This window comes from Actinoplanes lobatus (assembly GCF_014205215.1).
Lineage (GTDB): Bacteria > Actinomycetota > Actinomycetes > Mycobacteriales > Micromonosporaceae > Actinoplanes > Actinoplanes lobatus.
Genome location: NZ_JACHNC010000001.1, coordinates 3,513,463 through 3,540,270, shown reverse-complemented (window position 1 = coordinate 3,540,270; position 26,808 = coordinate 3,513,463). Strand labels below are relative to the sequence as shown.

36 protein-coding genes and 2 tRNA genes are annotated in these 26,808 nt (G+C 70.4%); 16 read left to right on the top strand and 22 right to left on the bottom strand.

Features of this window, described 5'->3' with window-relative positions; all coding sequences use genetic code 11:
- Positions 1–2: 2 nt before the first annotated feature.
- Genes BJ964_RS16570 through BJ964_RS16560 form a run of 3 tightly spaced genes read left to right on the top strand, consistent with a single transcriptional unit; the run spans position 3 to position 3,667 of the window.
- Positions 3–2,768 (top strand): hypothetical protein, encoded by a 2,766-nt coding sequence (locus BJ964_RS16570; RefSeq protein WP_188121495.1) that lies wholly within the window; start codon positions 3–5, stop codon positions 2,766–2,768.
- Between the two features lie 9 nt (positions 2,769–2,777).
- Positions 2,778–3,314 carry a hypothetical protein gene (locus BJ964_RS16565; protein ID WP_188121494.1) on the top strand — a complete coding sequence of 179 codons (537 nt, stop codon included), beginning with the start codon at positions 2,778–2,780 and terminating at the stop codon, positions 3,312–3,314.
- Positions 3,315–3,328: 14 nt separating this feature from the next.
- Positions 3,329–3,667: a hypothetical protein gene (locus BJ964_RS16560; RefSeq protein ID WP_188121493.1), complete on the top strand. Its 339-nt coding sequence runs from the start codon at positions 3,329–3,331 to the stop codon at positions 3,665–3,667.
- 112 nt (positions 3,668–3,779) lie between these two features.
- On the opposite strand, the gene BJ964_RS16555 is transcribed toward BJ964_RS16560, so the two are convergent.
- Positions 3,780–4,001, bottom strand: coding sequence for a hypothetical protein (locus BJ964_RS16555; protein WP_188121492.1), 222 nt, complete (start codon positions 3,999–4,001; stop codon positions 3,780–3,782).
- 60 nt (positions 4,002–4,061) lie between these two features.
- On the bottom strand, positions 4,062–4,343 hold the full coding sequence (locus BJ964_RS16550; RefSeq protein WP_188121491.1) for a PIN domain-containing protein: 282 nt from the start codon (positions 4,341–4,343) through the stop codon (positions 4,062–4,064).
- A 125-nt stretch (positions 4,344–4,468) separates the two neighbouring features.
- On the opposite strand from BJ964_RS16550, the gene BJ964_RS16545 reads away from it, so the two are divergent.
- The 3 genes from BJ964_RS16545 to BJ964_RS16535 all read left to right on the top strand — a co-directional run bounded on the left by BJ964_RS16545 (position 4,469) and on the right by BJ964_RS16535 (position 6,394).
- On the top strand, positions 4,469–4,678 hold the full coding sequence (locus BJ964_RS16545; RefSeq protein WP_188121490.1) for a hypothetical protein: 210 nt from the start codon (positions 4,469–4,471) through the stop codon (positions 4,676–4,678).
- Entirely contained in the window at positions 4,675–5,067 is a 393-nt protein-coding gene (locus tag BJ964_RS16540; protein ID WP_188121489.1) for a GIY-YIG nuclease family protein, read from the top strand. The genes BJ964_RS16545 and BJ964_RS16540 overlap by 4 nt, the downstream gene beginning before the upstream one ends.
- Before the next feature lie 160 nt (positions 5,068–5,227).
- Positions 5,228–6,394, top strand: a complete 1,167-nt coding sequence (locus tag BJ964_RS16535) for a helix-turn-helix domain-containing protein (protein ID WP_188121488.1) — start codon at positions 5,228–5,230, stop codon at positions 6,392–6,394.
- Between the two features lie 183 nt (positions 6,395–6,577).
- On the opposite strand, the gene BJ964_RS16530 is transcribed toward BJ964_RS16535, so the two are convergent.
- The gene (locus tag BJ964_RS16530) at positions 6,578–6,796 is read right to left on the bottom strand and encodes a DNA-binding protein (RefSeq protein WP_229807231.1); all 219 of its coding nucleotides are present in this window, start codon (positions 6,794–6,796) and stop codon (positions 6,578–6,580) included.
- Positions 6,797–7,017: 221 nt separating this feature from the next.
- Here BJ964_RS16530 and BJ964_RS16525 point away from each other — a divergent pair, with 221 nt between their 5' ends.
- Genes BJ964_RS16525 through BJ964_RS47960 form a run of 3 tightly spaced genes read left to right on the top strand, consistent with a single transcriptional unit; the run spans position 7,018 to position 7,732 of the window.
- A complete protein-coding gene (locus tag BJ964_RS16525) occupies positions 7,018–7,167 on the top strand; it encodes a hypothetical protein (protein WP_188121486.1) in 150 nt (49 codons plus the stop codon).
- The gene (locus BJ964_RS16520; protein ID WP_188121485.1) at positions 7,164–7,415 is read left to right on the top strand and encodes a hypothetical protein; all 252 of its coding nucleotides are present in this window, start codon (positions 7,164–7,166) and stop codon (positions 7,413–7,415) included. Before BJ964_RS16525 ends, BJ964_RS16520 begins: the two co-directional genes overlap by 4 nt.
- Positions 7,412–7,732, top strand: coding sequence for a hypothetical protein (locus BJ964_RS47960; protein WP_229807232.1), 321 nt, complete (start codon positions 7,412–7,414; stop codon positions 7,730–7,732). Before BJ964_RS16520 ends, BJ964_RS47960 begins: the two co-directional genes overlap by 4 nt.
- Here the strand turns inward: BJ964_RS47960 and BJ964_RS16515 are convergent.
- Genes BJ964_RS16515 through BJ964_RS16500 form a run of 4 tightly spaced genes read right to left on the bottom strand, consistent with a single transcriptional unit; the run spans position 7,653 to position 9,743 of the window.
- A complete protein-coding gene (locus tag BJ964_RS16515; protein ID WP_188121484.1) occupies positions 7,653–8,156 on the bottom strand; it encodes a hypothetical protein in 504 nt (167 codons plus the stop codon). The two genes, BJ964_RS47960 and BJ964_RS16515, sit on opposite strands and share 80 nt — an antisense overlap.
- Before the next feature lie 2 nt (positions 8,157–8,158).
- Positions 8,159–8,686, bottom strand: a complete 528-nt coding sequence (locus BJ964_RS16510) for a hypothetical protein (RefSeq protein ID WP_188121483.1) — start codon at positions 8,684–8,686, stop codon at positions 8,159–8,161.
- The gene (locus BJ964_RS16505; protein ID WP_188121482.1) at positions 8,683–8,928 is read right to left on the bottom strand and encodes a hypothetical protein; all 246 of its coding nucleotides are present in this window, start codon (positions 8,926–8,928) and stop codon (positions 8,683–8,685) included. The genes BJ964_RS16510 and BJ964_RS16505 overlap by 4 nt, the downstream gene beginning before the upstream one ends.
- A gap of 11 nt (positions 8,929–8,939) precedes the next feature.
- Positions 8,940–9,743, bottom strand: coding sequence for an ABC transporter permease (locus tag BJ964_RS16500; protein WP_229807233.1), 804 nt, complete (start codon positions 9,741–9,743; stop codon positions 8,940–8,942).
- Between the two features lie 131 nt (positions 9,744–9,874).
- Here BJ964_RS16500 and BJ964_RS16495 point away from each other — a divergent pair, with 131 nt between their 5' ends.
- Positions 9,875–10,135, top strand: coding sequence for a helix-turn-helix domain-containing protein (locus BJ964_RS16495; protein WP_188121481.1), 261 nt, complete (start codon positions 9,875–9,877; stop codon positions 10,133–10,135).
- A gap of 43 nt (positions 10,136–10,178) precedes the next feature.
- Here the strand turns inward: BJ964_RS16495 and BJ964_RS16490 are convergent, their stop codons facing one another.
- The 6 genes from BJ964_RS16490 to BJ964_RS16465 all read right to left on the bottom strand — a co-directional run bounded on the left by BJ964_RS16490 (position 10,179) and on the right by BJ964_RS16465 (position 13,711).
- The gene (locus tag BJ964_RS16490; protein ID WP_188121480.1) at positions 10,179–10,397 is read right to left on the bottom strand and encodes a hypothetical protein; all 219 of its coding nucleotides are present in this window, start codon (positions 10,395–10,397) and stop codon (positions 10,179–10,181) included.
- A gap of 391 nt (positions 10,398–10,788) precedes the next feature.
- Positions 10,789–11,718 (bottom strand): tyrosine-type recombinase/integrase, encoded by a 930-nt coding sequence (locus BJ964_RS16485; protein ID WP_203832671.1) that lies wholly within the window; start codon positions 11,716–11,718, stop codon positions 10,789–10,791.
- 72 nt (positions 11,719–11,790) lie between these two features.
- Positions 11,791–11,867 (bottom strand) — tRNA-Ile (locus BJ964_RS16480).
- Positions 11,868–11,906: 39 nt separating this feature from the next.
- On the bottom strand, positions 11,907–12,089 hold the full coding sequence (locus BJ964_RS16475) for a hypothetical protein (protein ID WP_183226254.1): 183 nt from the start codon (positions 12,087–12,089) through the stop codon (positions 11,907–11,909).
- Positions 12,090–12,110: 21 nt separating this feature from the next.
- Positions 12,111–13,376: an NAD(P)/FAD-dependent oxidoreductase gene (locus tag BJ964_RS16470; protein WP_188121479.1), complete on the bottom strand. Its 1,266-nt coding sequence runs from the start codon at positions 13,374–13,376 to the stop codon at positions 12,111–12,113.
- A 262-nt stretch (positions 13,377–13,638) separates the two neighbouring features.
- Positions 13,639–13,711 (bottom strand) — tRNA-Asn (locus BJ964_RS16465).
- A 237-nt stretch (positions 13,712–13,948) separates the two neighbouring features.
- Between BJ964_RS16465 and BJ964_RS16460 the strand changes: the two genes are divergently transcribed.
- Positions 13,949–14,260: a hypothetical protein gene (locus tag BJ964_RS16460; protein ID WP_188121478.1), complete on the top strand. Its 312-nt coding sequence runs from the start codon at positions 13,949–13,951 to the stop codon at positions 14,258–14,260.
- 49 nt (positions 14,261–14,309) lie between these two features.
- Here BJ964_RS16460 and BJ964_RS16455 read toward each other — a convergent pair whose 3' ends face one another.
- From BJ964_RS16455 to BJ964_RS16415, 9 genes are all read right to left on the bottom strand, one after another.
- A complete protein-coding gene (locus tag BJ964_RS16455) occupies positions 14,310–15,311 on the bottom strand; it encodes an apurinic/apyrimidinic endonuclease family protein (RefSeq protein ID WP_188121477.1) in 1,002 nt (333 codons plus the stop codon).
- A 459-nt stretch (positions 15,312–15,770) separates the two neighbouring features.
- On the bottom strand, positions 15,771–16,889 hold the full coding sequence (locus tag BJ964_RS16450) for a YihY/virulence factor BrkB family protein (RefSeq protein WP_188121476.1): 1,119 nt from the start codon (positions 16,887–16,889) through the stop codon (positions 15,771–15,773).
- Positions 16,890–17,046: 157 nt separating this feature from the next.
- Positions 17,047–17,859 carry an ABC transporter permease gene (locus BJ964_RS16445; protein WP_188126985.1) on the bottom strand — a complete coding sequence of 271 codons (813 nt, stop codon included), beginning with the start codon at positions 17,857–17,859 and terminating at the stop codon, positions 17,047–17,049.
- Positions 17,860–17,886: 27 nt separating this feature from the next.
- The gene (locus BJ964_RS16440; protein WP_188121475.1) at positions 17,887–18,645 is read right to left on the bottom strand and encodes an ABC transporter permease; all 759 of its coding nucleotides are present in this window, start codon (positions 18,643–18,645) and stop codon (positions 17,887–17,889) included.
- Position 18,646: 1 nt separating this feature from the next.
- Positions 18,647–19,570 carry an ABC transporter ATP-binding protein gene (locus BJ964_RS16435; RefSeq protein WP_188121474.1) on the bottom strand — a complete coding sequence of 308 codons (924 nt, stop codon included), beginning with the start codon at positions 19,568–19,570 and terminating at the stop codon, positions 18,647–18,649.
- Positions 19,571–19,602: 32 nt separating this feature from the next.
- On the bottom strand, positions 19,603–20,139 hold the full coding sequence (locus BJ964_RS16430) for a hypothetical protein (protein WP_188121473.1): 537 nt from the start codon (positions 20,137–20,139) through the stop codon (positions 19,603–19,605).
- Positions 20,136–21,998 carry a DNA primase gene (gene dnaG / locus BJ964_RS16425; protein WP_188121472.1) on the bottom strand — a complete coding sequence of 621 codons (1,863 nt, stop codon included), beginning with the start codon at positions 21,996–21,998 and terminating at the stop codon, positions 20,136–20,138. The genes BJ964_RS16430 and dnaG overlap by 4 nt, the downstream gene beginning before the upstream one ends.
- Before the next feature lie 11 nt (positions 21,999–22,009).
- On the bottom strand, positions 22,010–23,218 hold the full coding sequence (locus BJ964_RS16420; protein ID WP_188121471.1) for a deoxyguanosinetriphosphate triphosphohydrolase: 1,209 nt from the start codon (positions 23,216–23,218) through the stop codon (positions 22,010–22,012).
- A 31-nt stretch (positions 23,219–23,249) separates the two neighbouring features.
- Positions 23,250–23,594, bottom strand: a complete 345-nt coding sequence (locus BJ964_RS16415; protein ID WP_188121470.1) for a VOC family protein — start codon at positions 23,592–23,594, stop codon at positions 23,250–23,252.
- 151 nt (positions 23,595–23,745) lie between these two features.
- Between BJ964_RS16415 and BJ964_RS16410 the strand changes: the two genes are divergently transcribed.
- The 5 genes from BJ964_RS16410 (at position 23,746) to BJ964_RS16390 (ending at position 26,691) form a co-directional block, all read left to right on the top strand.
- Positions 23,746–24,222: a DUF4388 domain-containing protein gene (locus BJ964_RS16410; protein ID WP_188121469.1), complete on the top strand. Its 477-nt coding sequence runs from the start codon at positions 23,746–23,748 to the stop codon at positions 24,220–24,222.
- A gap of 100 nt (positions 24,223–24,322) precedes the next feature.
- The gene (locus BJ964_RS16405) at positions 24,323–24,706 is read left to right on the top strand and encodes a roadblock/LC7 domain-containing protein (protein ID WP_188121468.1); all 384 of its coding nucleotides are present in this window, start codon (positions 24,323–24,325) and stop codon (positions 24,704–24,706) included.
- A 30-nt stretch (positions 24,707–24,736) separates the two neighbouring features.
- Entirely contained in the window at positions 24,737–25,747 is a 1,011-nt protein-coding gene (locus BJ964_RS16400) for a DUF4388 domain-containing protein (RefSeq protein WP_188121467.1), read from the top strand.
- Between the two features lie 38 nt (positions 25,748–25,785).
- The gene (locus BJ964_RS16395) at positions 25,786–26,277 is read left to right on the top strand and encodes a roadblock/LC7 domain-containing protein (protein WP_188121466.1); all 492 of its coding nucleotides are present in this window, start codon (positions 25,786–25,788) and stop codon (positions 26,275–26,277) included.
- Positions 26,278–26,319: 42 nt separating this feature from the next.
- On the top strand, positions 26,320–26,691 hold the full coding sequence (locus BJ964_RS16390; RefSeq protein WP_043526192.1) for a hypothetical protein: 372 nt from the start codon (positions 26,320–26,322) through the stop codon (positions 26,689–26,691).
- Positions 26,692–26,808 lie beyond the last annotated feature (117 nt).

The following is a 26,808-nucleotide window of genomic DNA, read 5'->3' as shown; positions in this document are numbered from 1 at the left end:
CGGTGGACGCCCCGTTCGCAGCCCAGATCTACATCGACGGCACCTGGACGACGGTGTCGGCGCACACCGATGAGCCGGCCCGGATCACCGGTGGCCGCCAGAAGGACGCGGCGGTTGCCGACCCGCTCCTGTGCAGCCTCAAGCTGCGTAACGACGACGGCTCGCTGTCGGCGCGGAACCCGCGGGGCCCGTACTTCGGGCACCTGGGCCGGGCGGTCCCGGCGCGCGGGATCGTGCCCGACGACACCCACCTGTGGCTGCCCGACGACGACGCCTATGTCTCCACACCGGACCACGCCAGCCTGGACATCACCGGGGACCTGGACGTGCGCGCCGACGTGCAGCCGCTGCACTGGCAGCGTGAACTCGGCCTGCCGCTGGCCGAGAAGTACCTCACGACCGGCAACCAAAGGTCGTGGTCGTGGTGGGTCGACGACAACATGATCATGTGGCTGCGGTGGAGCTCAGACGGCACGTTCGCCGCCGTGATCGAGGTCAGCTCCACCGAGGCCATCGTGCCCGCCGGGGACGGCCGGATCGCTCTCCGCGCCACCCTGGATGTCAACAACGGGGCCGCCGGCCACACCGTTGTTTTCTACACGTCCGACACGATCAGCGGTTCATGGACACAGCTCGGTGACCCGGTCGTCACCGCGGGCACCACCAGTATCTTCGCGTCCACGGCCACGCTCGTGTCGGGTACCTCGCTGGCGCTGCCAATCGATCCGGTCGTCGGCCGGCTGCACGCCCTCCAGGTCCGGTCCGGCATCGGCGGAACGGTGGTGGCCAACCCCGACTTCACCGCCCAGAGCGTCGGAGCCACCTCGTTTGCAGACTCGGCGGGCCGCACCTGGAGTCTCGTCGGCGACGCCGAGATCCGCGACTTCGACTGTCGTGCCTCTGGTGAGATCGCGGACTGGCCTACCCGTTGGACCACCAGCGGGCGCAAGCGCTGGGCGTCCGTCGAGATCGGCGGCTGGCTGCGCCGTCTCAAACTGCCGAGCGAACCGGTGCGCTCGCCGCTGTTCCGCGAGGCCACCGGGGCCGTCAACCTGCCGCTGATGGTCGGCTACTGGCCCTGCGAGGACGGCTCAGAGTCCACGTCGCTGGCGTCCGGTCTCACCGGCGGCACCACCATGACGATCACGGGCAGCCCGAGCCTGGCCGCCTCCGACCGCATCCCCGGCTCTGCCCCGCTGCTCGAACTGGCCACCGGCGTCACCCTGACCGGTGTCCCGATCACGCACACCGGCACCGGTGTGATCGCCGTCCGGATGGTCGCCGACGCCCCGGTGTCCGGCTGGACGGCCGACGCGGTGCTCTGCGAGGTCCGCGCCGCGGGCAGCTCCGCCGTCCGCTGGGTGCTCGAGGTGTCCAACCTCGGCGGGCTGCGGATCCGCGGCCTGGACTCCACCGACACCGAGATTGCCGCCACCGGCTACATCAGCTTCGACGTTTTCGGCAGCCGCCAGATGATTGGTTGGCAGCTCACCCAGGTCGGGTCCGACGTCTACTGGCAGATGTTCACCCGGGTCATCGCCGACGACCTGACGGTGTCCGAGCAGGGTATTGACGGGACGTTCACGAGCCGCACGGTTGGCCGCTCGACGCAGCTGCGGATCGCCCCAGCCGGCAACCTCGACGGGGGCTCCGTCGGGCACATCATGCTCGGCACCAGCGCCACGCTGGCGGCCGGCATCGACGCGGCGATCGTCGGCAACGACGGCGAAACCGCTGGCCGGAGGTTGATCCGGTTCGGCGAAGAGTTCGACATGCCGGTCCGGATCATCGGCCACCCCGACGACACCGAGCGGATGGGCCCGCAGAAGGCCGGTACGAAGCTGGAGCTGCTCTCCTCGTGCGCGGCGGCGGACCGGGGCATCCTGTCCGAGGCCCGGGACGCGATGGCGTTGGAGTACCGCACCCGGATGTCGCTCTACAACCAGACGCCGAGAGCCGTCCTGGTGTACGACACGGAGGGCGAGAGCCCGCACCTGGAGCCGGACGATCCGACCGAGGACGTGGTCAACGACTACACGGCCGAACGCCGGGGCGGGTCCAGCTACCAGGCCCGGGAGACCGCCGGCCGGAACTCCGTCGCCGAGCACCCGGACGGTGTCGGACCCAGGCCGGGCGGCAACACCCTCGACCTGGAGACCGACGACCAGCTGCACGACGTCGCCTGGTGGGAGACGCACGTGGGCACGTGGGATGACGTCCGGATTCCGGTCGTCCGGGTCCCGCTGACCCGGCTCGTCGACGCGGGCAAGCCGGAGCTGGCGCGGGCGATCGCCGCGGCTGGGCCTGGTGACCGGCTGGTCATCACTGATCCGCCGCCGGATCTGCCGCCGGACCCGATCGACATCCAGATCCAGGGCTGGGCCGAGGTCATCCGCCCCAGGCGGCGCGAGATCACGTTCAACACCCTGCCGCACGGGCCGTGGGTGGTCGGGGTGGCCGGTGTGGACCTGGCCGACAGCGACGGCACCACCCTGGTAGATCCCCTGACCGCGGTCGCTGCGGGTGCGGTGGAGGCGGTGGACGTCGACGTGGTCGGCACCCCGTGGCCGCTGGACGCGGATGTGCCGTTCCCGATGTGGATCTTGCATCCCAGCGGCGCGAAGGCGGAGCGGGTCACCGTCACGGCGATCAGCGGCGCCACCTCGCCGCAGACCATGACCATCACCCGGGGCCTGGACGGCTACACCCTGGCCCACGACGCCGGGGCCGAGCTGATCATGTTCCAGCCGCTGCGCTGGGCCCGATAGGAGGTCTGCATGCCCATCCTCCCTGGCAAACCGGTGCGCCCAGCCGAGTGGGACGAACTCCAAGCCCAGCTCCCCAGGTCGAAGCGGAAGACCGCGTCGGATGACCGGAACTCCGGTAACTCGACGACCACGGTCGCCGATGACACCCACCTCGCCGGGATCGAGCTGGCGGCCGGCGACTACGTGATCACCGTCGCCGGCTACTTCAACCTGACGACCACGAACACCCAGAAGTTCAAGACCCAGTGGGGGTTTAGCGGGACGTGGAGCCCGGAGGTGCGGGCCTGCTATGGGCCGGGCCAGGCGGCCACGAGCGACCGGCAGAACGTGGCTGAGATGCAGCTCGGCGCCTTCGGTGCCACCCAGGACTGCGTCTACGACTGCGCCGTCTCGGCGGGCTGGACGTCCTTCAAGGAGACCGCCTACGTCAGCGTCACGGTGGCCGGGAACTGGTCACTGAAGTGGGCGCAGGCCTCCAGCTCGGCCAACAACACCTCGCTCAAGATCGGCACCTACGTGCTGATCGTCCCCGTGATCCAGATCTGACCCCGGAGGCCTACATGAGCAAGATCAGCTGGCAGGCGGTCGCCCTGACCGGCGTCCTCGGAGGCCTCGCCGTCGCCCTCGCCACACTCGCCGACTGGCAGACCGGCGACGTCATCGCCGTCACCGCGGTCCTCGCCGGCATCAGCGGCGGCGCCATCGCCGGCGGCGCGGCCGCGTCCGGTGTGGCACAACGCGTCGACGACCTCCATGCGGAGACCAGCGCGCAGACGCAGACGCTCCAGGTGATCGACCGGCGCACGAACGGCGAGCTGGACGCGAGGATCGAGGCCGGCTCGCGTGCGGCCGCGGACCTGGTGCTCGCCGAGCTGCGCGAGCAGGGGGTTATCCGGTGACCGCCGGGTGCACGTGGGTCAAGATCCTGGGCCGGTGAGGTGTCGGCGGAGTGCCGGAATGAAACGTTGCAAGATGACCTAGAAGAGCGGGGCCGGTGACCGGCCCCGCTACTCAGTGGCCCCGCGCCTGGCGGATGCCGGCCAGGATGGCCCGGCCCACAGCCGCAGCCGCGGCGCCGTCCGCGTCGTCCAGGCCGCGGCTCTCGGGCTCGCGCGCCAGGCTGCGCAGGTCGGCGGCGTCGATGATGTCCTCCAGGGCGCCCGCGGCGGCCGGGTCCAGGGTGATGATCAGGCTCCCGGTGGCGGGGTCCACGGTGACGGTCACGTCGATCATGGGTCTCTCCTCTGTCTCGTTGGGGTTGGGTGGGGGCCGGCCTCCCGGCCCCCGGTGCGCTCACCTCCAGCGGACCAGCCCGATCACGTCGTCGCGGCGGAGCGGGATCTGGCAGGCCCGCTCCAGTTCCGTGTGCTCGTTGCGGGCCGGGTCGTCGCTGGCGTTGAAGCCCTCGCCGGCCCGGAACAGGTGCCGGATGCCCTCGGCCGCCTCCTCGATGGTCAGGTCGGCGCGGTCGAAGATCTCGACGGTCTTCATCCAGCCCTCGTTGCCCTGGCTCTTCCAGGTGCCGTAGGCCCGGCGGATGATCTCGGCGGCCTTCTCGGCGGTCATCTGGCGCATCTCGTTCTCCCTGGCGTCTCGCTTGCTGATGGAATAACTGTACCACAGAAAGTCAGGCAAGGAGGTGGGCGGGAGTCCCCTTTTTGGGGGACAGAAAATAGCTGTTCTTGTGGTACGGTAAAGGCATGAGTGAAGAGCAGGAGCAGCCACGGCGCCGGGGGCGCCCGGCCACCGGCGTCACGCCCAAGCGCAACGTCCGCATCGGCGAGACCTGGGAGCAGGGCGAAGGCCTTGCCGCCCGGCAACGCCTGACCATGACGGCTTACGTCGAGGAGGCGCTGCGCCGCCACAACGCCTACGTGGATCGGTTGCTCCGCAAGGCGGAGGGCGGATGATCCTCCCGGCGCCGGATCCCGCAGCTCCGTTCGTGGTCTACACCGTGCACTCTGCTGCCGACGAGTTGCTCTACGTGGGCGTTACCGGAGACCTGCGAAAGCGCATGTACGTCCACAAGTGCAACCGTGTCTGGTGGGCGCCGGACATCCAGGTCTCAGTGGAGAAATTTTCCTCATCGATAGCCGCCGAGGAGCGCGAGAAGGAGCTGATTGATCAGCTGAAACCGCCGCACAACCACCCGCGCGGCGTCGCAATTTGGGTCAGCGGAGACCTTCGCCGCGCGGCAGAACAGGCCGCGGCTGACGAAGGCATCTCTGGCCAGCAGCTCGTCGAGCGTGCAGTTCGACGTGAGATCCAGAGATTAAGTGCTGCCCCCGTTCAGGCGTGAGGCGATGCCCTCCGTCACCAGGCCTTAGCGCCTGGTGACGGAGGGCACTTCTTTCGTGTGCACGGCATCGGCCAGCGGGGTATCTGAGCAGTACCGTCGATATTGACCGGTCCTTACACCCCGACGTCCGCACCCCCGCCCACAGCCCAGGGGAGCACCCATGCCCGCCACCATCGGCGAGAACAACAACATCGGCGCCCAGGTCGCCTACTGGCGGCAGAAGCGCGGGAAGAATCAGCGCGTGCTCGCCGGCCTGGCCGGCATCAGCCAGCCCTACCTCAGCAACATCGAGCGCGGCATCAAGGCGGTCAACACCCGCGGCACCCTGGCTGCCCTCGCCAACGCCCTGGACGTGTCCATCGCGGACCTCACCGGTCGGCCCGGCGATCCCACTGACCCGACCCATGCAGCCGCCGCGTCTCACGTGCCGGCCATCCGCGAGGCGCTAATCCGCCGCGAGGTTGGCGAGCTGACCGAACCGCATCACGACGTCCGCGACCTGATGATCGCGGGTGGCCGGTACGACTTCGCGGCGGTTGCCCCGCAGCTGCCGTCCATGCTCGGAGGCCTGCGCGGGGGTGATCTGGTCCAGGTCGCGCACGTGGCGACGTACACCCTCAAGCATCTGGGGCACCCGGACCTGGCCCGCGACGCGGCCCGCTTGGCGGTGGCCGAGGCGCGCGAGTTGGGCGATCCGGCCTGGATCGGGATCGCCGAGTTCGTGCGGATCCTGGCCATGCCGCCGGAGATGCCCGGCGCCCCGACCCGGCTCGCGCAGCGCGTGGCCGACGAGATCCAGCCCCACATCGGCGATCCCCAGGCCCGCCAGGCGTACGGCATGCTGCACCTGCACGCCGCTCTGAGGGCAGCCGTCGACCGGCGGGGCGAACTGGCGCACGATCATCTCCGCGAGGCCGGTGACGCTGCGGAGTCCCTCGGCGAGCCCGAAGACCTGGGCCTGGCGCGGTTTGCATTTGGGCCGACGAACGTGGGCTTCTGGACGGTTGCCGTCGAGCTGGAGCTCGGGGAGCCGCACCGGGCGATCGAAGCCGCCGACGAGGTCGCCCCCGGCCGGCTCCCGATCGCGAACCGGCAGGCACCGTACTTTGCTGACGTGGCCACCGCGCTGTCCCAGGTCGGCCGGGACCACGAGTCGATCGCGATGATGTTGCGGAGCGAAGCCGCAGGTCCGCAGTGGTTCAGGTTGCGGCCGACGGTGCGGGACACCGTCGGCGCTGTCGTGCGGCGTACCAAGAGGAACGCGATCACGAAGCCGATGCGTCATGCCGCGGTCGCGGTGGGGCTGTCCGACCTGGTCAAGGACTGATAGCCGGTAGTTATCAACGCACCTGGTGTGCGCTCGTAGCGTGCCATCCGCGACGGCGTCTCGATCGTATGGGCGCGAGGTGGTGCCGTCGCTGCGGCGGTGGGCCCCGGACGCCCCAGATCATGGCCCGCCGCCGCCCCCATCTCGACGGTGGAGGCGGCCATGACGGCATGCACAGCCCGATCAGGTTTCAGGGTCCTCGGCGATCCGCAGATTCGGATGCTGCGAGATCCACTGCTCGACGTCTTCGATCAGCCACACCTGGACGCCGCCAGGGAGCACGTCGAACGGCTCCGGGAAGTTGCGCCGGCGGTCGTTGGTGACCTGGAGCGCGTACTGGCGGGTGACGCCCAGCCTGCGCGCGATGTCGCCCGTCGTCCACAGCTTCCGTGCCCTCGCCACGGTGATCACCGTAGGCACCATCGCAGTCGACAATGGACGCTACCAGCGTGTTTACCATCGACAACTGCTGAGGTAGCCTCGGTCGCACGGGTCGTGGCCCGCCATGTGGGCGTGGTGTCGCTGCGCCCGTCGGCGGCGGGCTGTCCAGCCCGCGTGGCCCGGCCCGCCGCCGCCCCTCCCCCTGCGTTCCCCACCCCGCAGACACGGCGGAGGTGTCCGGCATGACCACCTACACCCTGAGACATGGACCCCAGCGGCACATCCTGCGGCCCTGGCGGCTCGACTGCCGTTGCCGGTTCGAGGTCTACCCCTGCCCGCCCGTCCGGCTCGGTGTCGTCCAGCCGGCCGTTCGGACCCGGTGGACGTGGTGACCGCGCACGAGCCGGCCTGGCCACGTGGCCTCTGTGTCGGCTGCGGGCAGGTCTGGCCGTGTGAGCCCGCGGTGGCCGAGCTGGTCGACGAGCACGGCACCGGCCTACCACTCGCTGCCGCGCTGTGGGCGATGTTCGACCAGGCCGCGCAGGCGGTCCCTACCGCACCGGCCCTGGCGCTGTACGAGCAGTGCATCCGCCGCCCGCTGCGCTACGTCGCCCGGCTCACGGCTGGGGCAGGCCGATGAGTCTGCCCCGCAGCGGTGACCTCGTCCACATCACCAGGGCGGCGAGCGTTCAGTTCGTCTACCCGTTCCTGTTCCGGATCATCCGGGTCCACAACTGGCCGACCTACGAGGGTTGGGTGTGGCTGGACGGCTACGAGCTCGGCTCGGACGGCAATGCGGTCGAACGGCGCTCGATCTTCGTGCAGATCGCCGGGTTGCGCCATAGCGTCGCCGACCGGGCGCGGAACGGCGGCCCGGTCAACGGCCGCCAGCGCGCTCCTGGGCCGCGGCAATCGCCCGCTTCGCCGTCGACTCCGAAACGTCAAACGCAGCCATGATCTCGCGGACGGCGTCGGAGTAGCGGCACCGGATCCGGATCAGCCGGTCGGCCATCTCCTCCCGCGTCTCCTCCTGCTCTTCGTCGGCGTCCGGCTCCTCCTCGTCGCCCTGGTCGGCGTGCGACTGGCCGCGGACGAGGACAGAGCCGTCGGCCATCCGGATCCGCCGGGCCCAGGGCGGCCCCCACTCGTCGGGTTCATCCTCGGTGTCAAAGTCGGTGTCATCCGGGTCAGGTTCACGCGTTTCCCCTGGTGTCACCCGGGATCGGCGGGCCCACGGTGGGGTAGGGGAGGGGCCGTGCTGATCCATCCACGCCTGGTGCCCGCCGATCGCCAGCACGGCGACCAGGGCAGCGATCAGCATGGCGATCAGCCAGCCGAAGCCCTCGTCGGTGCCGGCGGCCGGAGCGGCGGCGAGCAGCATCATCAGTTGCCTCCCAGGAGCAGCCGCGGGATCGGGGACATGATGTCGGCGAGCAGCTCGTTGGTGCCCTGGGTGAGGTCGCCGACCCAGGCCACCGGCACGTCGCCGAGCAGTCCGAGGACGATCGCGACGATCCAGAGCCGCCAGTTGATCGCCCACACGCCGCTGGGCGGGAAGTTGATGGTGGCGATCCTGCCCAACCTCGCGGAGAACTTGGCCGGGAGGATGGCGCCCAGACCGTATAGCCAGACGGCGAAGACCAGGATGCCGAGGACCGCGCTGGCGCTGGCGCCGCCGATGTACGCGCCGCTGAGGATCGGCTGGTCGAGCGCCCATTCCAGGAACCCAGTCAGGCGCTGAAACGTCCAGTGGTCGGCGGTGCTGTTGTTGAAGCCCTCGTACACGGCGGGGATGGCCATGAGGAATGCGAGCCGGTCCCGCAGCCAGTTCGGGCCGATGCTGATGTAGTCGATGGCGATCGCGAGTAGGAGGAGCACGGCGACGCCGGTGGGGCTCATCTCGTGGGTCACAGGATCAGCCCGCCCAGGTGGTCGTAGACCTTGACCTCGCTGACTGCACACCACAGCTCCAGCCGCGGCGTGCGAACCTCTTCGTTCTCCAGCGCCAGGGCCAGCTCGATGCCCTGGGCGAGGAGGCCGGCGACCATCAGCGGGAGGGCCGGGGAGTCGAGGTCGACCATGTGCAGGATCTTGTAGCGGTGCAGGACCTCGTGTTGGCCGTCGAAGATGCGCATACGAACGGCTCGGCGCATGGGGTGGCTCCTCAAGGCTGTGAGCGCACGAGGTGCGCGAGTGCGGCGCCCATGCCGAGGACGGCGACGGGGATGCAGGAGACGATGGTGGTGATCCACCACGGGGCCGCGGTCCAGCCGGCGGCGGCCATCTGGTGGTAGGCGACCTGGCCGGCGGCGCCGAGGATGAGGCTGCCGATGGCGGACCAGCGGGCGAAGGTGAGGGCCTGTCCCCAGACCAGTCCGGAGAGCCACACGTAGAGCGCGAACGCCGCGTAGGTTTCCAGGCCGATCGGGAGCGTGATCGCCGTGTTGATCTGGAGCTGGTCGGCGCCGGGGATGCCGGGGAAGGGCTTCACGACACCGAAGCCGGTGAGCCTGCCGAGGTCGACCCAGCCCGCCCAGATCGCGACGAAGGCGGGCAGGATCAGGCCGATGATCGGCCACGTCCGGACGGTCTTCCGGGCGGGCTGAGGCGGCACGGCTACGTCGATCTTCGAGACCGTCTCCGAGGTGTCCGGCACGACGGCCACGATCGGTGCCACGTTGGGTTCCGCGGGTGGTGCCGGGTGCCGGCGGGACGGTGTGCGCAGCGGCCGGGGTAGAGGCCCCCGTGCCTGCACACGGCGCATCGCGGCTCGCATGCCACGCCGCCGCTTGGCCCGCCTGTGCTCCCGCTCGGACGTCAGCTGGTCGTGGATCTGGGTGGCCGTCTCCCAGCCCACCGAGAGCATCCGTCGCAGGGTGCTGCGTGCCGGTACCGGGCCGGTGCCGATCTTGGCCCGGGCGCGGTCCAGGGCGGTCTCCGGCGTGCCGGGGATGGTGTCGGTCGACATGCGCCCCATCATGACACAGGTGAGACGGGTGAGACAGTTTGAGATCGCACGGGTGGGTGAACGATCACGGCGGGCGTCCCGGCCGATACGATCGGCGCATTCGGCACAGGTGCGACAGGGTGGGGGCGTGGATGGCGGACGGGCCAGACCTGGAAGCGCGCGTCCGTGGTGGCGAGTGGCTACGCCCCGGTCAGGCGGCCCAGCTGCTGGGCACGTCCAGGGCGACCCTGAGCCGGCGCCTGGAGGACGGCACGATCGGCTGGCGGCTGAACGCGTCCGGCAAGCAGCGCCTGTGCGACCCCCGCGACCTGATCAGGCTGCTGGAGCAGTCCCGGGAGGACCGTCGCGGCTCGATGCCCGACCTGGAGACGCGACTGCGCCCCGGGCCGTGATCGGTCGGCACCGGGGCGCAGTCTTGGGTGTGGTCAGGATCGGTCAGGCGTCGTCCGAGAGCCGGTGGGTGTAGCCATCGGCGAACCCGTCGGCATAGTTGTCGGCGCTGGCGTCTGCGCCGGTGAGTCGGTCCGAGACGCCGCACAGATACCCGTCCACGTAGCCCTCGTCGTAGTCCGCCAGGACTCGGTGGCCGCGGCTGGCAGCCGTGCTGTGCCGCCAGGCCAGATAGGCGGGCCAGGACGCCAGCACAACGGACAAGAACAGCCAGCTCAGGCCGCGAACAACTCTGGCCGATTCGAGGTGGCAGGCCCACAGGGCAACGGACGCTCCGGTGGCTGCGAAGAGTCCGGCCTGGATCCACTTCGCGGTCCGTTTTTCGTGGCGGGGCGTGTCCGCCGCAGTTGCGCGCTGATCCTCCGGTGATCGTGGTGACATGCGTTTTCCCTCGTCCCGATTGCGGCTGTTCTCCCCCGGCGACGACCCCTCGTTACCTGCGGAACTTGAACCCTAAAACGGTTCAATGATCGTCTGGATCATTCGCACGATCCTCGATCTAATCCGGCCGGTGCATGATTGAAAACGGTCGACCTAATCCGTTCGAGGGACACTACGCATCCGGGCGTCGTTAACGGCGCGGATCCCGGCTTGTCTAAAAACGATCGCCTCTGGCCGCCTGCCGATGCGCAGCCCTGGCCCGATCATCGGCGGCGGAAGCCGCGTACCGACCAACCATCTGCCGTGACTTCCAACCCGCCAGCCGCATCAGGTCCGTCTCCTGCCCGCCAGCAGCCAACCAATCGTTGGCGAAGCTGTGCCGGAACCGGTGCGGATGCACATCCGGAACACCAGCCTGGATGCCGCGACGCTCCAGCATCTGGGCCAGTCCCGACTCGGTCATCCGCCCTTGTCGGCCCAGCCAGAGCGCGCTGCTCGTGCCGGCCTTCGGATGCTTGGCCCGCGCCCGCACGTAGCGGCGAAGAGCGTCCGAGGTCTTGGAGCCGAACGGCACCGAGCGCCGGCGGCGGCCCTTGCCCAGGACCTGGACGACATCGATCTCCCAGTCGATGTCGTCCAGGTCCAGGCCGGAGATCTCGCCGAGCCGCACACCGGTTTCGATCAGTATGCGCAGAATGGCGTTGTCCCGGCGCGGTTCGAATTCGGGACCTTTGCAGACGCCCAGCAGGCGCCGCAGCTCGTCGTCGGTGAGCACCGGGACCGGCTGTTCCGGCACTGCGGGTGGGCTCATTCGTTCCATCGGCGAGCGGGTGATCTCCTCGTCGTCGAGCAGCCATTTCCAGAACTGCTGCAACGAGCGGTAGTGCTTTGCGGCGGTTGCGGCCGATAGCCGGTCCAGCATTTCGGCCAGGAATGCCTCGATATGTTCCCGGGTGACGGATCCGACGAGGGTCGGCCGTCCTTCCCGGGCCAGCCACTCGGCAAGGTTCAGGGCGCAGCGCCGGTAGCTGGCGATCGTCTGCGCCGACCGGTTTCTCGCCTTCAGGTGGCGTTCCCAGTCCGGGATCAGGGTGCGGATGTCGTCGAGGTCCAGGGGCTCGCTCGGTCCTGTAGCAGGATTCACAAACGCAAAGTACTTCTCTGTACGTACGCTGTGCAGTCCTCGATCTGACTGAGTCCCCTGCTTTTATGCTGGTGGTGGGCCGGGCGGGACTCGAACCCGCGACCGAGGGATTATGAGTCCCCTGCTCTAACCCACTGAGCTACCGGCCCGTACCGGCGGCGATACTATCCCGTGCCCCGCTCCCAAGCCTAGCGATCTATCACCGCACCAGGGATTTTCGGCAGGAGGATGGTCTGCAGCCGGGGATCGGACATCATGAACGGGGGCTGGAGATCCTCGATTCTCGGCACCTCCTCCTCGCAGCGGCTGGGGCTTTCGGGTCCGTCCTGGGTGATGAACTCAGCGTAGTTCTCTGGACTGATGTCGCTCATTGAAACCCCCTTTATCGGGCATTACACCCCGACCCGAGCGCCGAATGACGCCAGGACTGCTCCGGCGGTGCGCCAGCCTCCGGCCAGCGCGCCCTGGATGGAGGGGCTGTCTCGGTGATCGCCGGCCACGAAGAGGCCGTCGCCCAGGTTGACCGGCTTGCGCAGCCGGGCCTGGGGCGGGCGGGCCGCGGGCAGGGCCTGCGGCACCGTGACCACGTTGAGCAGTTCCCAGTCGTCGGTCGGCGTTCCGTACATCCGGGACAGTTCGACCCGGATCACGGCCTCGGACGCGCTGGAGGGCGCCGAGACGCCGACGACGGTGGCCGCGATGAGGCTCTTGCCACCGGGGGCGTATTCGGGTGCGGCGTTGCTCATCACGACGGTGTTGGCGATGATCTCCCGCCGGTCGCCGTCGAGCAGGAGGATGGGCTCGTCGATGGGGGCATGGCCGGCGCCGAAGTAGAACGTGGTGAGGCTGTGCGTGTCCGGCACGGGCAGGCGGGTGGGCAGCAGGGTGGCGGCGCCGGCCGGGTCGGTGGCGACGATCACGGCGCGGCAGCGGACCTCACCACCCTCGGTGACGACCATGCCGGGGCCGATGGAGAGGGTCCGCGCGCCGATCAGCAACTGCGGGAAGGGCAGCGGGCCGGCGATCGCGGCGGGCAGCGCGGCCATCCCGGCGGCCGGGACGCCGATCCGGCCGCGGGCGAAGGAGCGCAGCATCATGGCGGTCACGTGGCTGGACGTCTCCAGGGAGCGGTCGGCGAACACGCCGGAGAGGAACGGCCGCAGCACCTCCTCGATGATCCGGTGGGAGAGGCCGGCGCCGCGCAGCATCGCCTGTGTGGTGGTCTCCGGCATCTCGAGGAGCCGGGCCGCCGGCAGGGTGGCACAGCGGGTGACGAGCGCGGCGAACCTGAGCCGGTCGGCGAGGGTGCCGATTCCGGACAGCAGGGTCTGCGGGGTGGCGAGCGGTTCGCGCAGCGGGTTCTCCAGCCGGTGCAGGCTGTGCCCGCGGCGCACCAGCACTCCGGAGGTGAACCAGCGCATGTCCAGCGCGTCCACGTCGACGAGTGCGGGCAGCCGCGGGTAGGCGGTGTTGAGGACCTGGAATCCGCGGTCCATCCGCCAGCCGTCGACGACGTCGGTGGCGACCCGGCCGCCCAGCCGGTCGGAGGCCTCCATCAGGAGCCATTCGACGCCGGCCCGATCGAGCCGGCGAGCAGCGGACAGCCCGGCGAGCCCGCCGCCGATGATGACGACGTCCACCTCTACCGGCCCCGACATGTCCACCTCACAGCCTGCAATCAACGCGGAACTCAGCGTAACCGCGCATGCTGGCCGGAGCAGGCGAAAGCCCTTCAACCCCAAAACCACGCAGACGTACGGGCATCGCGCGGCCCGATTCAGAAGGATTGCCGCCACGCGCTCGGTAACCTCGGTCGGGCCACTCAAGATCGGGGCAGCCGGCCGCACCTGATCAAAGGCGGACAGGGCTGGAAAACACGAATGCTCCGGACCACTGTGGTCCGGAGCATCGTCGTTACTGCTCCCCGAATAGGACTCGAACCTATAACCTGCCGGTTAACAGCCGGCTGCTCTGCCAATTGAGCTATCGGGGATTGCTCTTTCCTGCCTGTCGCCCGGTCTCCCTGGCGACGGTGAACAGACTACATGACCACCTCGGCGCCTCACCAACGGGATACCCCCGTGGGCGTGGCGCCCCTTCGGCATGCCGAAACGGTGTCGCTGCGAAGTATCGCCCGGGCAGGATGAGGACGCGGGGAGTATCACCCCGCCAGGATGGGTATGCACCCCAGCAGACGCATGCGCGTCGAACAACGGAAGGAGCCGCCACCATGCGCGGAAAGCTGATGTTCCTCACCGGCCTCGCGGCGGGCTTCGTCCTGGGCAGCCGTGCCGGCCGGGAGAAGTACGAAGAGATCCGGGCCAGTGCTCAGAAGGTCTGGCAGCACCCGACGGTTCAGGAAGCCGCAGGCGTCGCCCAGGCGCAGGCCAACAAGCTCTACACCGAGGGCAAGGAAAAGCTCCAGTCGTCCAAGCTCGGCGAGAAACTCAACACCGGCACCACCAGCTCCAGCACGACGGATGAGCTGCTCGCGCCCAGTGACAGCGTCTCCACTTCGAAGGGCACCGGCACCACGTACTGACCGCCGGATAGTCGAAGGGCCGCCTCGTCCGGGGCGGCCCTTCGACTGTTCAGGGGGCGGTGCAGGGCTGCTGCTCGGGCACCAGGCCGAGGGCGGTGAGCTCGGCCAGCACGTACGCCAGGTCGGCGGCGCGCTGCTCGTCCCCGCCGGGGGTGTCGACCACCACGTACTCGGTGCGGGCGGTGTCGGCGGCGAGCAGGTGGCGCAGCATCGGCTGCCAGGCGGCGCCCGGCTCGGTGATCAGGGCGGTGATGACGGAGAGGCCGGCGTCGGTCATCCGGTCGATGCCAGCCTCCGTGGCGGGCCAGTCGCGCAGTGCCGTGCTCAGGTCGAGGCAGACGCCGAGGCGGTCCTTGTCGACCCGGGTGAGTGCCGTGACGATCTGCTCGGGGGTGTCCAGCACGAGGCCGGGGCCGGGCTGGAAGCCGGCGCGGACGGCACGGCCGACCCGCCAGGCCAGGTCGGCCAGCCCGCCGGAGAGGCGCATCAGGTGCCGCGCGCCGGCCCGCTGCCGGGCTTCGTCCCACTCGTCGGCACGGCCCAGCCCGTACGTGCAGACGGCGCCACGGACCTCCTCGGCCGGGAGCAGGTCCACCAGGATCCGGGCCAGGTCGAGGGTGTGCCGCAGGCGGGCCGGCTCGCTCCAGTCGGCCTCGGACCCGTCCGCGCCGGTCTCCGTGCCGTCCGAGCCGCCGCCCCCGGGTCCGGATGCGCCGCTCAGCGAGCCGTCCGAGCCGCCGTCCCCGGGTCCGGATGCGCCGTCCGCGCCGCGCCCGGGTCCGGATGCGCCGCTCAGTGTGACCACCTCGAGCCCGCGGGCGTCGAGGTCGGCCCGCAGACGGGTGCGGGCGCGGCCGTCCTCGGCGAGGGCGGCGGCGAGACGGTACGGCAGCCGGAGCGCGACGGTGAGCGCCCCGGTGCCGAAGTGGCCGCGGAGCGCGCTGTTGGCCGCGTCGAGCCGGGCGACGACGGATGCCGGATCCTCCGCGTCGTCTAGGCTGATGCCGCAGCTGAGATGCACGATCCGGCCGGAGGGATGTCGCAGCCGCATCAATTTCCTCCCCGGACGAGGTCACCCGTGCAGGTGCACGTGCATTCGCACGCGCTGACGGTTCCAGTATGGACCATGCCCATGCCTGGACCCGATCGCCCGATCTGACGGTGCCGGGGTCTCATCGCCGCCTCCATCCGTGGAACACCTGCCCTCGGATACGAGCCTGCGCCGTGAGACGGATCACCGGCGCACCCGCCGTGCGACGCGGCCACCAGCCACAACATGATCGAAAGCAGCCGCGCTCATCGATTCATGCAGATCTTTAAGACTGGGGTGACCAGCGAGTAGCCACCCACGGACCGTCACGGAGAGGCATTGTCGGTCAGCCGGCTTGTTCAGATTATGATCAAACGGACATGCAATCGTCGCCTGCCCGTGCGTCCGTCGCGTGCCGAGGCACAACGGTGCGGATGCACGAGGCGACTGCTCGCGCATCCGCACCGCGGACAGGTGGATTCAGCGCTGGCTCAGGCCGTGCTCGCTGCCCTTCTTGAGCTTGCGGGTGTCCCGCAGCTCCAGGAACGGCTCGTCGTCGGCCGGGTGCCCGGCCGCGATGGCCCGGCCCCGCTCCAGCTCCGCGTCCAGCTCGGCGCCGAGCAGGATCGCCATGTTCGAGATCCACAGCCAGACCAGGAAGGCGATGACACCGCCGAGCGTGCCGTACGTCGCGTTGTAGTTCGCGAAGTTGGCCATGTAGCTCGCGAACGCGGCGGAGGCGGCGACCCACAGCACCACGGCGAAGATGCCACCCGGGCTGACCCAGCAGAAGCCGCCGGTCTTCGCGTTCGGCGAGGCCCAGTAGAGGAGCGCGAACATCAGGCTGACCAGCATCACGAGAACCGGCCACTTGACGATGTTCCAGGTGGTGACGGCCACCCCGCCCATCCCGAGCATCTCGCCGACCACACGGGACAGCTCACCCGTGAAGATCACGATGGTGGCCGAGGCGATCAGCATCACGCCGACGACGGCGGTGACACCGACCCGGATCGGCAGCGTCAGCCAGATCGGCCGCCCCTCCGGAACGTCGTAGATCGAGTTCGACGCGCGCATGAAGGCGGCGATGTACCCCGACGCCGACCAGAACGCCACGACCACACCGATGATCGCGGCCAGCCCGGGCTTGCCGGTGCCCTGCACCTGGTTGAGCACCAGGTCGACGTACTCCTGCGCCTGCTGGCCGGGGGCGATGTCGTTGACCGCGTCCCGGACCGTCTGCCGCCCGTCGTTGCCGAGCATGCCGAGCAGCGACACGATCACCAGCAGACCCGGGAAGATCGACAGGACGCCGTAGTAGGTCAGCGCGGCCGCCCAGTCCGAGATGTTGTCCTCGGAGAACTGCCTGAGGGTCCGTTTGAGGGCGGCGGCGATGCCCCTGCCCCGCAACTGGATCGGGCTGTCCGGGCCGGCGTCCGGCCCTGGAGCGGACAGATCCCGGTCGCGGTCCTCGGCCGTCCGGGCGGTCGCCGCGGCGGCCACGTCGTAGTCGGCGGTGCCCTGCCGGCGCGCCTCCGACGCCGCCCGGTCCTCGGTGGGCGCGGCCGCCTGCTCGTCGGCCTTGTGGAACAGGTTCATGGCGGGGTCCCTCCGGGCATCAGCGATGGCTCCCGGCCGGTCCGCCCGCCGTGTCCCCGTCACAGCGAGCACGGACGGCCTGCGCATCTGTTGCCCACCGAAGGGTTCCGCTAACCGTCCGTGGTGGGGCGTGGCCCGAAAGGGACGCGCCACCGGGTCAGCGGCAGAGCAGCCGCTCCATCCGGCGGCCCGCGATGAGCAGGCCGGCGCCCGTCATCGCCAGCAGGTAGAGCACGTCCAGCACCTGGACCGGGCCCAGCGTGCCGATGCTGATGCCGCGGATCAGGTCGACCGCGCGGTACAGCGGGGTGACCTCGACCAGCCACCGCAGCACCGCAGGGTAGGTGGTGGCGGGGACGAACGTGCCGGAGAACAGGAACAGGGCGAACTGCCCGGCGCCGATCATGTCGAAGTCCTGCCAGCCGCGGATCAGCGTGGAGATGGTCATGCCGAGCGCCCCGAAGGCGAAGCCGACCAGGACCGCGGCCGGGAAGGCGAGCAGTGCCCGCGCCGGGGTGGTCAGGTCCATCAGCACCATGATCACCAGGAAGGCCGCGGAGTACACACTGCCGCGCAGCATGGCCCAGGACAGCTCGCCGAGCGCGATCTCGATGGGCCGCACGGGCGTGGCGAGCATGCCCTCGTACAGCCGCATGAACTTCATCTTCCCGAAGAAGTTGAAGGTCGTCTCGGACAGCGCCCCGCTCATCGCCGACGACGCCAGCATGGCCGGGGCCACGAACTCCGGATAGCGCACCGTGTGGCCGCCGGGCAGGGTGATCTCCCCGATCAGCGCGCCCACCCCGACGCCGATGGAGAACAGGTAGAGCACCGGCTCCAGCAGGCCACCGAGCATGACCAGCCAATACGCCGTCTTCAGCGCGGCGATGTTGCGCTGGGCGACCGAGGCCGACCGGCGTGCGGCCCCCTCGAAGCCCACCAGCCGGCGGGGCAGCACCAGGGTCAGCACGGTCGCACGCACCTCTCGGACGTCATCTCAGATCACCAGCCGGCTGCGGTAGCGCCAGTGCGCCAGGAACCACCCGGCGATCCCCCACGCCACCAGGTAGAGGGCCTGCCACACCGCCTCCGGGCCGGGGTCGAGCCCGAGCGTCGCGGACCGGCTCAGGTCGACGCCGTGCCACAGGGGCAATGCGTACGCCACCCAGCGCAGCACCTCCGGCAGCGACTCGACCGGGAAGAACACCCCGGAGAACAGCGACATCGGCAGCACCGCGAACCGCAGCAGGATCGCCAGGTACATGTCGGTGGAGACGGACGCCGTGTAGGCGGCCACCGGGGCGGCCGCGGCCAGCCCGAGCAGCAGCCCGATCGGCAGGACGGCCAGCGCCCACACCGACCGCAGCGCCCCGAACAGGGCCGCGATCAGCAGGAACGCCGTCACGCTGGTGAACACCCGGAACAGCATGAAGGCGAGGTGCCCGCCGAGGATGTCGGCGACCCGCAGCGGCGCGGCGGCCTGCGCGAAGTAGGTCTTCACCCACTCGAAGCAGCTCAGCACCGGCCAGGTGGACTCACCGATCGCCCCCTGCACGGCGGTGGTGGCGATCAGGCCCGGCACCATCCACTGGAGATAGCTGACGCCCTCGACGCCGCCGGTCACATAGGAGCCCACGCCGACACCGAACCCGAGCATGGTCAGCAGCGGCAGCACCAGCGAGGAGAGCACACTGGCCCGCCACGTGCGCCGGTAGTTGACCAGGTGGTACTCCATCACGTAGAGCGAGGGGGTCATCTCAGTCCACCAGGGTCCGGCCGGTGAGGTGCAGGAACACGTCCTCCAGGCTGCTGCGCCGGACCAGGGCGCTGGCCGGGCTCAGCGAGCGCCGGTGCACCTCGGCCAGGGCGTCGTCGCCGTCGCCCACATAGAGCAGGATCCGGTCGGGCAGCACCTCGGCGCGGTCGCCGATGCCGGCGAGCTTGTCCGCATACCGCCCCTGGTCCTCGGTGGGGAAGCGCAGCTCGACCACCTCGCGGGTGGAGTGGGTCTCGATGAGCGCCCGGGGCGAGCCCTCGGCCACGATCCGGCCGCCGTCCATCACCACGAGCCGGTCGCAGAGCTGCTCCGCCTCGTCCATGTAGTGGGTGGTCAGCACCAGGGTGACGCCCTGCTGCTTGAGCCGGAACAGCCGCTCCCACACCAGGTGGCGGGCCTGCGGGTCGAGGCCGGTGGTGGGCTCGTCGAGCAGCACCAGATCGGGCTCGTTGACCAGGGCGCGCGCGATGGTGAGCCGCCGTTTCATCCCGCCGGAGAGCGGCTCGACCTTGCTGTCGGCGCGCTCGCTGAGCTGGACGAAGGCGAGCAGCTCGGCGGCCCGGGCGCGGGCCACCTTGCGCGGGATGCCGAAGAACCGGGCGTAGGTGGTCAGATTCTCCCGGACGGTCAGCTCGGGATCGAGGTTGTCCAGCTGGGGGCAGACGCCCAGCCGGGCCCGGATCGCCGGGCCGTCGCGCCGCGGGTCCATCCCGAGGATTCGCAGCACGCCGTCGGTGGGTGGGGAGACACAGCCGATCATGCGCATGGTGGAGCTCTTGCCCGCGCCGTTGGGCCCGAGGAAGCCGAACGCCTCACCGGGCCGCACGTCGACGTCGATGCCGTCGACCGCGGTGAATCCCCCGAACCGTTTGATCAGGCCACGCGCGTGGATGAGCGAGTTCACGCCCCGACCCTACGGCCGGGGTACGACAGATTTCAGTCCCTGGGATCGGTCGCGGACCGGGCCGCACCGACCAGTTCGCCGGTGGCCTCGACGATCTCCGGGGAGTCCGCGGGCGTATCCGAGTCGTAGCGGACCGCCCAGCTCAGCCCGTCGCGGCCGCCGACCCGGCGGCCGACCACCCGGACCGCGCCCGCGGGCAGCGGGTGATACGTCGTGTACGCCACCGAGCGGGTCACCCGGGTACGGACCTGGTCCGGCAGCTCGCCCGGCTCGAGCAGCAGGAACGACACCTCGGGGCCGTCCACCAGCACGGTGTAGCCGTCGCGTTCCACCAGCACCTCGGCCGGGGTGATCCGCAGCTCCCGCCCGGACCAGGCGGCCTTGTGGATCTCGTGCCAGCCGAGCCGCTCGACCGCCGACGGCAGCCAGAGCCCGTGGTTCGTGGCGACCACCACGCGGTCCGTCCCGGCCGTGTCGCCGACCGCGGACCAGGCCAGGATCCGCTCCTCGGCGGCCAGCGGGGGCCGGGAGCGCGCCGGGAGCACGGGACGCCGTCGGAAGAGCTTCACAGTCCACCTGCTGCCTGGTCACGCAGGGCCCGTGCCTGCTGTTCGAGCGAGAAGAGCTCCCCGGCCAGAGCCAGGTACTGGTCCTTGTTGGTGACCGGGTTCAGCCGCTGCACCTTCGACTTGAGGTCGCGGATGCGGGTGGCGAGCGCCCCGCCCTGGAGCCGGGCCAGGGTGACCTGGACGTAGTACGGGTCGGCCTGACCGTCCACGTACAGCGGCTCCACGGCCAGCTCGCTGACCAGCATCTGGCCGCCCATGTCGGGGCAGGCGTCGCGGACCTTCTCGATCCAGACGACGCCGCCGGTGGACGAGGCGGCGCCACCGGCGTGGGTGATCGCCTCCCGGATGGTCTGCAACATCTGGTCGCCGTAGTTCTCCGGGCCGACCGCGTCGAACATCGGCCCGGCCAGCACCGGCTCCTGGAGGGCCAGTTTCAGCGCCTCCCGCTCGACCAGGCGCTGCGGGGAGTCGGCCGCCGCCTGCTGCCGGGTGGACCGTGGTTCGGCCTGCTCGCCGCGCAGCGCGTTGTTCACCGCACGCTGGACCGGATCCAGGTCCATGCCGAGGTCGCCGGCGAGCTTTCGCGCGTACTCCGGGCGTTTCTCCCGGTCTTTGATCTTGGCGACCAACGGCGCCGCGCGGCGCATCGCCTCGACGCGGCCCTCCACGGTGTCCAGATCGAAGCGGGAGATGGTCTGCCGCAGCGCGAAGTCGACCAGCGGTTCCCGGCCCGCGATCATGTCGCGGACCGCCAGGTCACCGCGGGCGAGGCGCAGCTCACAGGGGTCCATGTTGTCCGGCGAGACGGCGATGAAGGTCCGCCCGACGAACCGCTGGTCCTCCTCGAAGGCCCGCAGCGCCGCCTTCTGCCCGGCCGCGTCGCCGTCGAAGGTGTAGATGATCTCGCCGGTGAAGCTGTCGCTGTCCATCAGCAGGCGCCGCAGCACCTGGATGTGGTCCACGCCGAAGGCGGTGCCGCAGGTCGCCACGGCGGTCGGCTCGCCGGCCTCGTGGCAGGCCATCACGTCGGTGTAGCCCTCGACGATCACCGCCCGGCCACGCTTGGCGATCTCCCGTTTCGCGTGGTCGAGGCCGTACAGGACATGCGATTTCTTGTAGATCGGCGTCTCGGGGGTGTTCAGGTACTTCGGGCCGTCGTCGTCGTCGAACAGCCTACGGGCGCCGAACCCGATCACGTCGCCGCCGAGGTCCCGGATCGGCCAGAGCAGCCTGCGCCGGAACCGGTCGATCAGCGAGCCGGAGCGGGCCGGTTTGGCCAGCCCGGCGGTGGTCAGCTCCTCCGCGGTGAAGCCCTTGAGGCGCAGGTGCTTGCTGAGCGAGTCCCAGCTGTCGGGGGCGAAGCCGCACCCGTACCGTTCCGCGGTGTCCCGGCCGAAACCCCGCTCGGCCAGGAACTCGCGCGCCTTGCGCGCCCCCGGCGAACCGAGCTGGTCGCGGTAGAACTCGACGGCGGCGGCGTGCGCGGCGATGAGCCGCTGCCGCTGCCCGGTCTGTGGGCGCGGGCCGGCCGGAGCGCCCGGCTCGGTGTCGTAGCGCAGCTGGATGCCGGCCTTGCCGGCCAGGCGCTCCACCGACTCGATGAACGACAGGTGCTCCGCGTCCATCAGGAACTTGATCGCGTCGCCGCCCTGCCCGCACCCGTGGCAGAAATAGACATTACGGGCGGGTGAGACGTTGAACGACGGAGTCTTCTCGTCGTGGAAGGGGCACAGCCCCTTGAGATTGCCACCGCCCGCCGATCGCAAAGTGACCGTCTCGCTGATCACCTCGACGATCGAGGTCCGGTCGCGGACCAGTGCGATGTCCTCGTCCTTGACCCTGCCCGCCACGGCATACATCCTGCCTCGCGCTACCGGCGGCCCGCCAGCAGGGTCCGGTGCCACGCCACCGCGGCGTGGTCGGTGAGCGACGCGACCTGGTCGATCACCACGCGCAGTGCCGCGGCGTCGTCCGCGGCGGCCGCATGAAGCGGCCGGAAGAGCGGATCCAACCTCTCCGGGGTACGGGTGAGCGCCTCCACCAGTTCGGTCAGGATGGTCCGCTGCCGCTCGTACCAGCCCTCGCCCCGGGAACGCATCACGTAGCGCAGCGCCATGCCCTTGAGCAGCGCACACTGGTCCCGGACGGTACGCGGGACGATCAGGTCGGCGTCGTACCGGCGCAGCGGCCCGGTGCCGTGCCGGCTCTGTGTGGCGCCCACCGCCGAGGCGACGAACCGGCCGGTCAGCACGCTGGTCATCCGTTTGAGGGCGACCAGGGACTGGTACCCGCCGTCGTAGCCGCGGACCCCCGCCACGGCCGGGTCGGCGAGCAGCCGGTCGAGAGCGCCGGCCAGTTCGCCGGGTGTCTCGGTGGAGTAGGTGGCGGCCACGTCGGCGCAGAGCGCGGCCCGCTCCCCCGGGTCGCGCAGCGTGTCCAGGTCGATGTAGCCGCCGTGCACCCCGTCCTCGACGTCGTGCACCGAGTAGGCGACGTCGTCGGCCCAGTCCATGACCTGCGCCTCCAGGCAGCGGCCCTCGTCGGTGCGCCCGTCGCGCAGCCACTCGAAGACCGGGCGGTCGTCGGCGTACACCCCGAACTTGCGGTAGCCCGGTTTGCGGAACCACGGGTACTTGGAGCAGGCGTCCAGGGTGGCCCGGGTCAGGTTGAGCCCGGCGCCGGGCTCCTTCGCCTCCAGACGGGTGATCACCCGAAGGGTCTGCGCGTTCCCCTCGAAGCCGCCGCACGGTCCGGCGGCCGCGTCCAGGGCGTCCTCGCCGTTGTGCCCGAAAGGCGGATGCCCCAGGTCGTGGGCCAGGCCGGCGACGTCCACCACGTCCGGGTCGCAGCCCAGCCGGGCGCCCATCTCCCGGGAGATCTGGGCGACCTCCAGCGAATGGGTGAGCCGGGTGCGCGGGAAGTCGTCCGACCCGGCGGTGTGCACCTGGGTCTTCGCGGCGAGCCGGCGGAACGCGGCCGAGTGCAGCACCCGGGCGCGGTCCCGCTGGTACGGCGTGCGCCCGTACCCGCTGTCCTTGGCGGGCTCGGCTGCCCACCGCTGAGCGTCGGCGGCCGTCATGATCCCCACCCTAGGCCGGATGCCCGCCGGTTCAGGCGCTGAGCACGCAGAACTCGTTGCCCTCCGGGTCGGCCAGCACCACCCAGGGCACCTCCACCTGGCCGACGTCGACCGGGCGGGCGCCCATCCCGACGAGCCGCTCCACCTCGGCCTCCTGATCGGCCGGGCGCAGGTCGAGGTGCAGCCGGTTCTTGTTCCGCTTGACGTCGGGACTCGTGCCGAATAACAGTCCTGGCAGCTCATCAGGGGTGCGGCGGATCTCCACCTCGTCCGGGGTCTCGTGGACGATCACGTAGTCGAGCGCCTCGGCCCACCATCGGGCCAGCCGCGCCGGGTCCGCGCAGTCCACCACGACCTGCTCCCACCGACTGGGCATTCCGCCTCCCGGGATCGACAGATGACGATCATGTTACGCGACCCGGGCGGGTGAACCGGGACGAAGCAGCGCACCGTGCGTGCGACGACGTCACTCGATGATTGCCCCAGGATGACAATCTGTGATTCCTGGTTCACCGGCGACCGCATCGATGCGGCGCCTGCTCACCGAACTGGGCGAGTCCGGCCGGACCGGCGCGCTGCACATCGGCGGCGTACCGGGTGGGGTGCTCTACCTGATCGCCGGCCGCATCTCGTACGCCGAGTCGCCCGCCTGCCCGGGCCTCGGCGAACGGCTGGTGTCGTCCGGCCGGCTCGCCCCGCAGACCTGGCGGGCCGTGTACGCGGAGGGCCGCGGCGGCCACCGGGTCGGCCGGGTGCTGCTGCGCGACGGCTGGCTCGGCCAGAACGAACTGTCCCTGCGGGTGGTGGCGGTCATCGCCGACGCCGCCCACGTACTGCTGCAACAGGCCGACGCGCCGGCCCGTTTCGTGCCCGGCGAGCGGCACTGGCTGGGCGAGGTGCCCGGCGTGGACCTCGGCTCGCCGGGCCATCTCACCGCGGCCCGGCTGCGTGCCGTGCCCGGTCCACGGCGGCCCCGGAAACGGGTCACCGCCACCGGACCATGACGCACAGAACGTGCGACTTGTAGTCGCACGGTCACCGGAGGATGGCCCACGGTGGCGGACGGGAAGGGTCTGACCGCCGACCGCAACGCTGAGGAGTGAAGTGCCCGGCGTCGACCACTGTCTACAGGAAGCCATGACGATCCCCGGCGCCGTCGGCGCCAGCATCGTCGACTACACCACGGGTTTCCCGGTCGCCACGACCGGGGCCGCGCCGAACGAGGACCACGAGGCCGCCGCCGCCGGAACGGCAGAGGTGGTCCAGGCCGCGAACAGCCGATCGCTGTTCGTCTCGGCCATACCGCACGACCTGTTGGAAGACCTGATCATCACCACTGCCGGGGGCTATCACCTCCTGAGGGTGGTCCAGACCGAATTCGACAGCCGCCTGGTGCTCTACGTGTGGCTGGACCGGATCCGCGGCAACCTCGCCGTGGCCCGCCGGAAGATGCAACGCCTGGCCGACGACTTGGTCGCGGCCCGATGACCCGATCCACTGACCACGAAGGAGCGATCGGTGGCCCCGACGAAGACCGCCGCGCCCGGCGACCTGCTCACGCGGGTCGCCGAAGCCCGGCAGACCGGAGCGCTGATGGTGGGTGGCCACCCCGGCGGCGCGGTCTACGTCTTCGAGGGCCGGGTCATCTACGCCGAGTCGCCGGCCGCGCCCGGGGTGGGCGAGCTGCTCACCTCGTCCGGGCGGCTCGCCGGGCGGACCTGGCAGAGCGCGCTCGACCTGGGCACCTCGACCGCCCGGGTGGGCCGGCTGCTGGTCGAGCAGGGCCACCTCACCCAGGGCGAGCTGGAGTTGTGCGTGCTCGGCGCGACCTACGACGCGGCGTACTTCGCACTCTCCGCGGAGTCGGCACCGGTCGAGTTCCTGCCCGGCGCCACCCACTGGCTGGGCGCGGTCGTACACATCGACGCGGCCGCGGTCAGCCGGGAGGTGCTCCGCCGGGTCCACCTGCTCGACGAGATCTTCCCGAACCGGCGAATCGACGTGGAGCCGGTCAGCCCGGTCACCCGCCCACCCCGGGCACGGGTGACGGTCACCGCCGCGCAGTGGGAGCTCCTGGTCCACGCCGACGGTCAGCGCACCCCGGCCGACCTGGCCCAACTGCTCGGCCGGGCCGGGTACGCGACCATCCAGGAGCTACGCCGGATGGCCGCGGCCGGCTTGATCGAGCTGCCCGAGACGCGGGCGGCCGACAGCCCCGAGTTCGTCCGGCTGCCGCACCCACGGGGGGCCTCGGCGCCGGTGGACCGGACCGCTCCGGCCGTACCGGTGATCTCGGGGGTGAAAGACCCGGAGGCGACCGCCCGGCACCCGCCTCCGAACAGCGACCCCCCAGCGGCCGCCGCGGCCGTGGAAAGCCCCACCGCGGCGAACCGGCCACCTCGCCTGGCCCGCCGGAAACCCGGCGCGAAGCTGCCGAAGGAACTGGCCACCGATAGCCCGCCGGTGCACCAGGGCACCGACGAGGTCCTGCTCAAGCGCATACGCACCGCACTGAGGGCACTGCGGTGACGCGCGCACCCCCGACCAGCCGAAGGAGCGAGGAGAGGATGACGGTGGATCCGGCGGTACTCGAGGAACTCGGCCGCCTGCGCACCAGGGTGCCGGAGTTGTCCGGCAGCGTGCTCGCCACCGCGGACGGGCTGGTCGTCGCGCACGACTCGCACGGCATCGAACCGGACACCCTCGCGGCCCTGGCCGCGGCCCACCTCGCTCTGGCCCGGCGTTTCGCGCACGCGGTCAATCACGGTGAGCTGCGGGAATCCGTGGTGGAGTGCGACGGCGGCTACATCACCTCGTACACCGCGGGGCCCAACGCCCTGCTCACCGTGGTCACCTCGGGTGACGCGAACCTCGCCATGGTCCATCTCGAGGCGCGGCGGTGCGTACGCCGGCTGATCCGCATCCTCGCCCTGGACACCGCGCCGCAACTGCGGCCGGAGATCCCCACACAGGCCGGTCCATCCACTCCGCTGGCCCGGCGGACCCCGATGGCCACCCTGCCGAACAACGTCGCCCGGCGCCGCCAGGCGACCGGCTGACCGTTACACAACCCATCCCACCGCAACGGAGGAACGAATCCCATGCCCGACATGGACACCGCACTCAAGGAAATCATGGAGATCGACGGCTGCATCGGCGTCGCGCTCGTGGACCACACCAGCGGCATGGCCCTGGGCACTCTGGGCGGCGGGAAGGACCTCGACCTGACGGTCGCCGCCGCGGGCAACACCGACGTGGTACGCGCGAAGCTGCGCGCCATGGAGATGCTGAACCTCTCCGAGAAGATCGAGGACATCCTGATCACGCTGGATACGCAGTACCACATGATCCGGCCACTCACGAGCCGCTCCGGGAAGGGCCTCTTCCTCTACGTGGCGCTGCGGCGTGACCGGGCGAACCTCGCGATGTCCCGGCATCAGCTGCGCCGCATCGAGAACGACCTCGACGTCTGAGGCACGAGGCGTGATCGCCACCCCTGGCGGGGAGGGCCGGCACCGCCCTCCCCGCCCCCCGGCGGCGATTCGTGAACAAGGTTTCCGGGACGTAAACCCTTGCCGTCGGATCGAGGC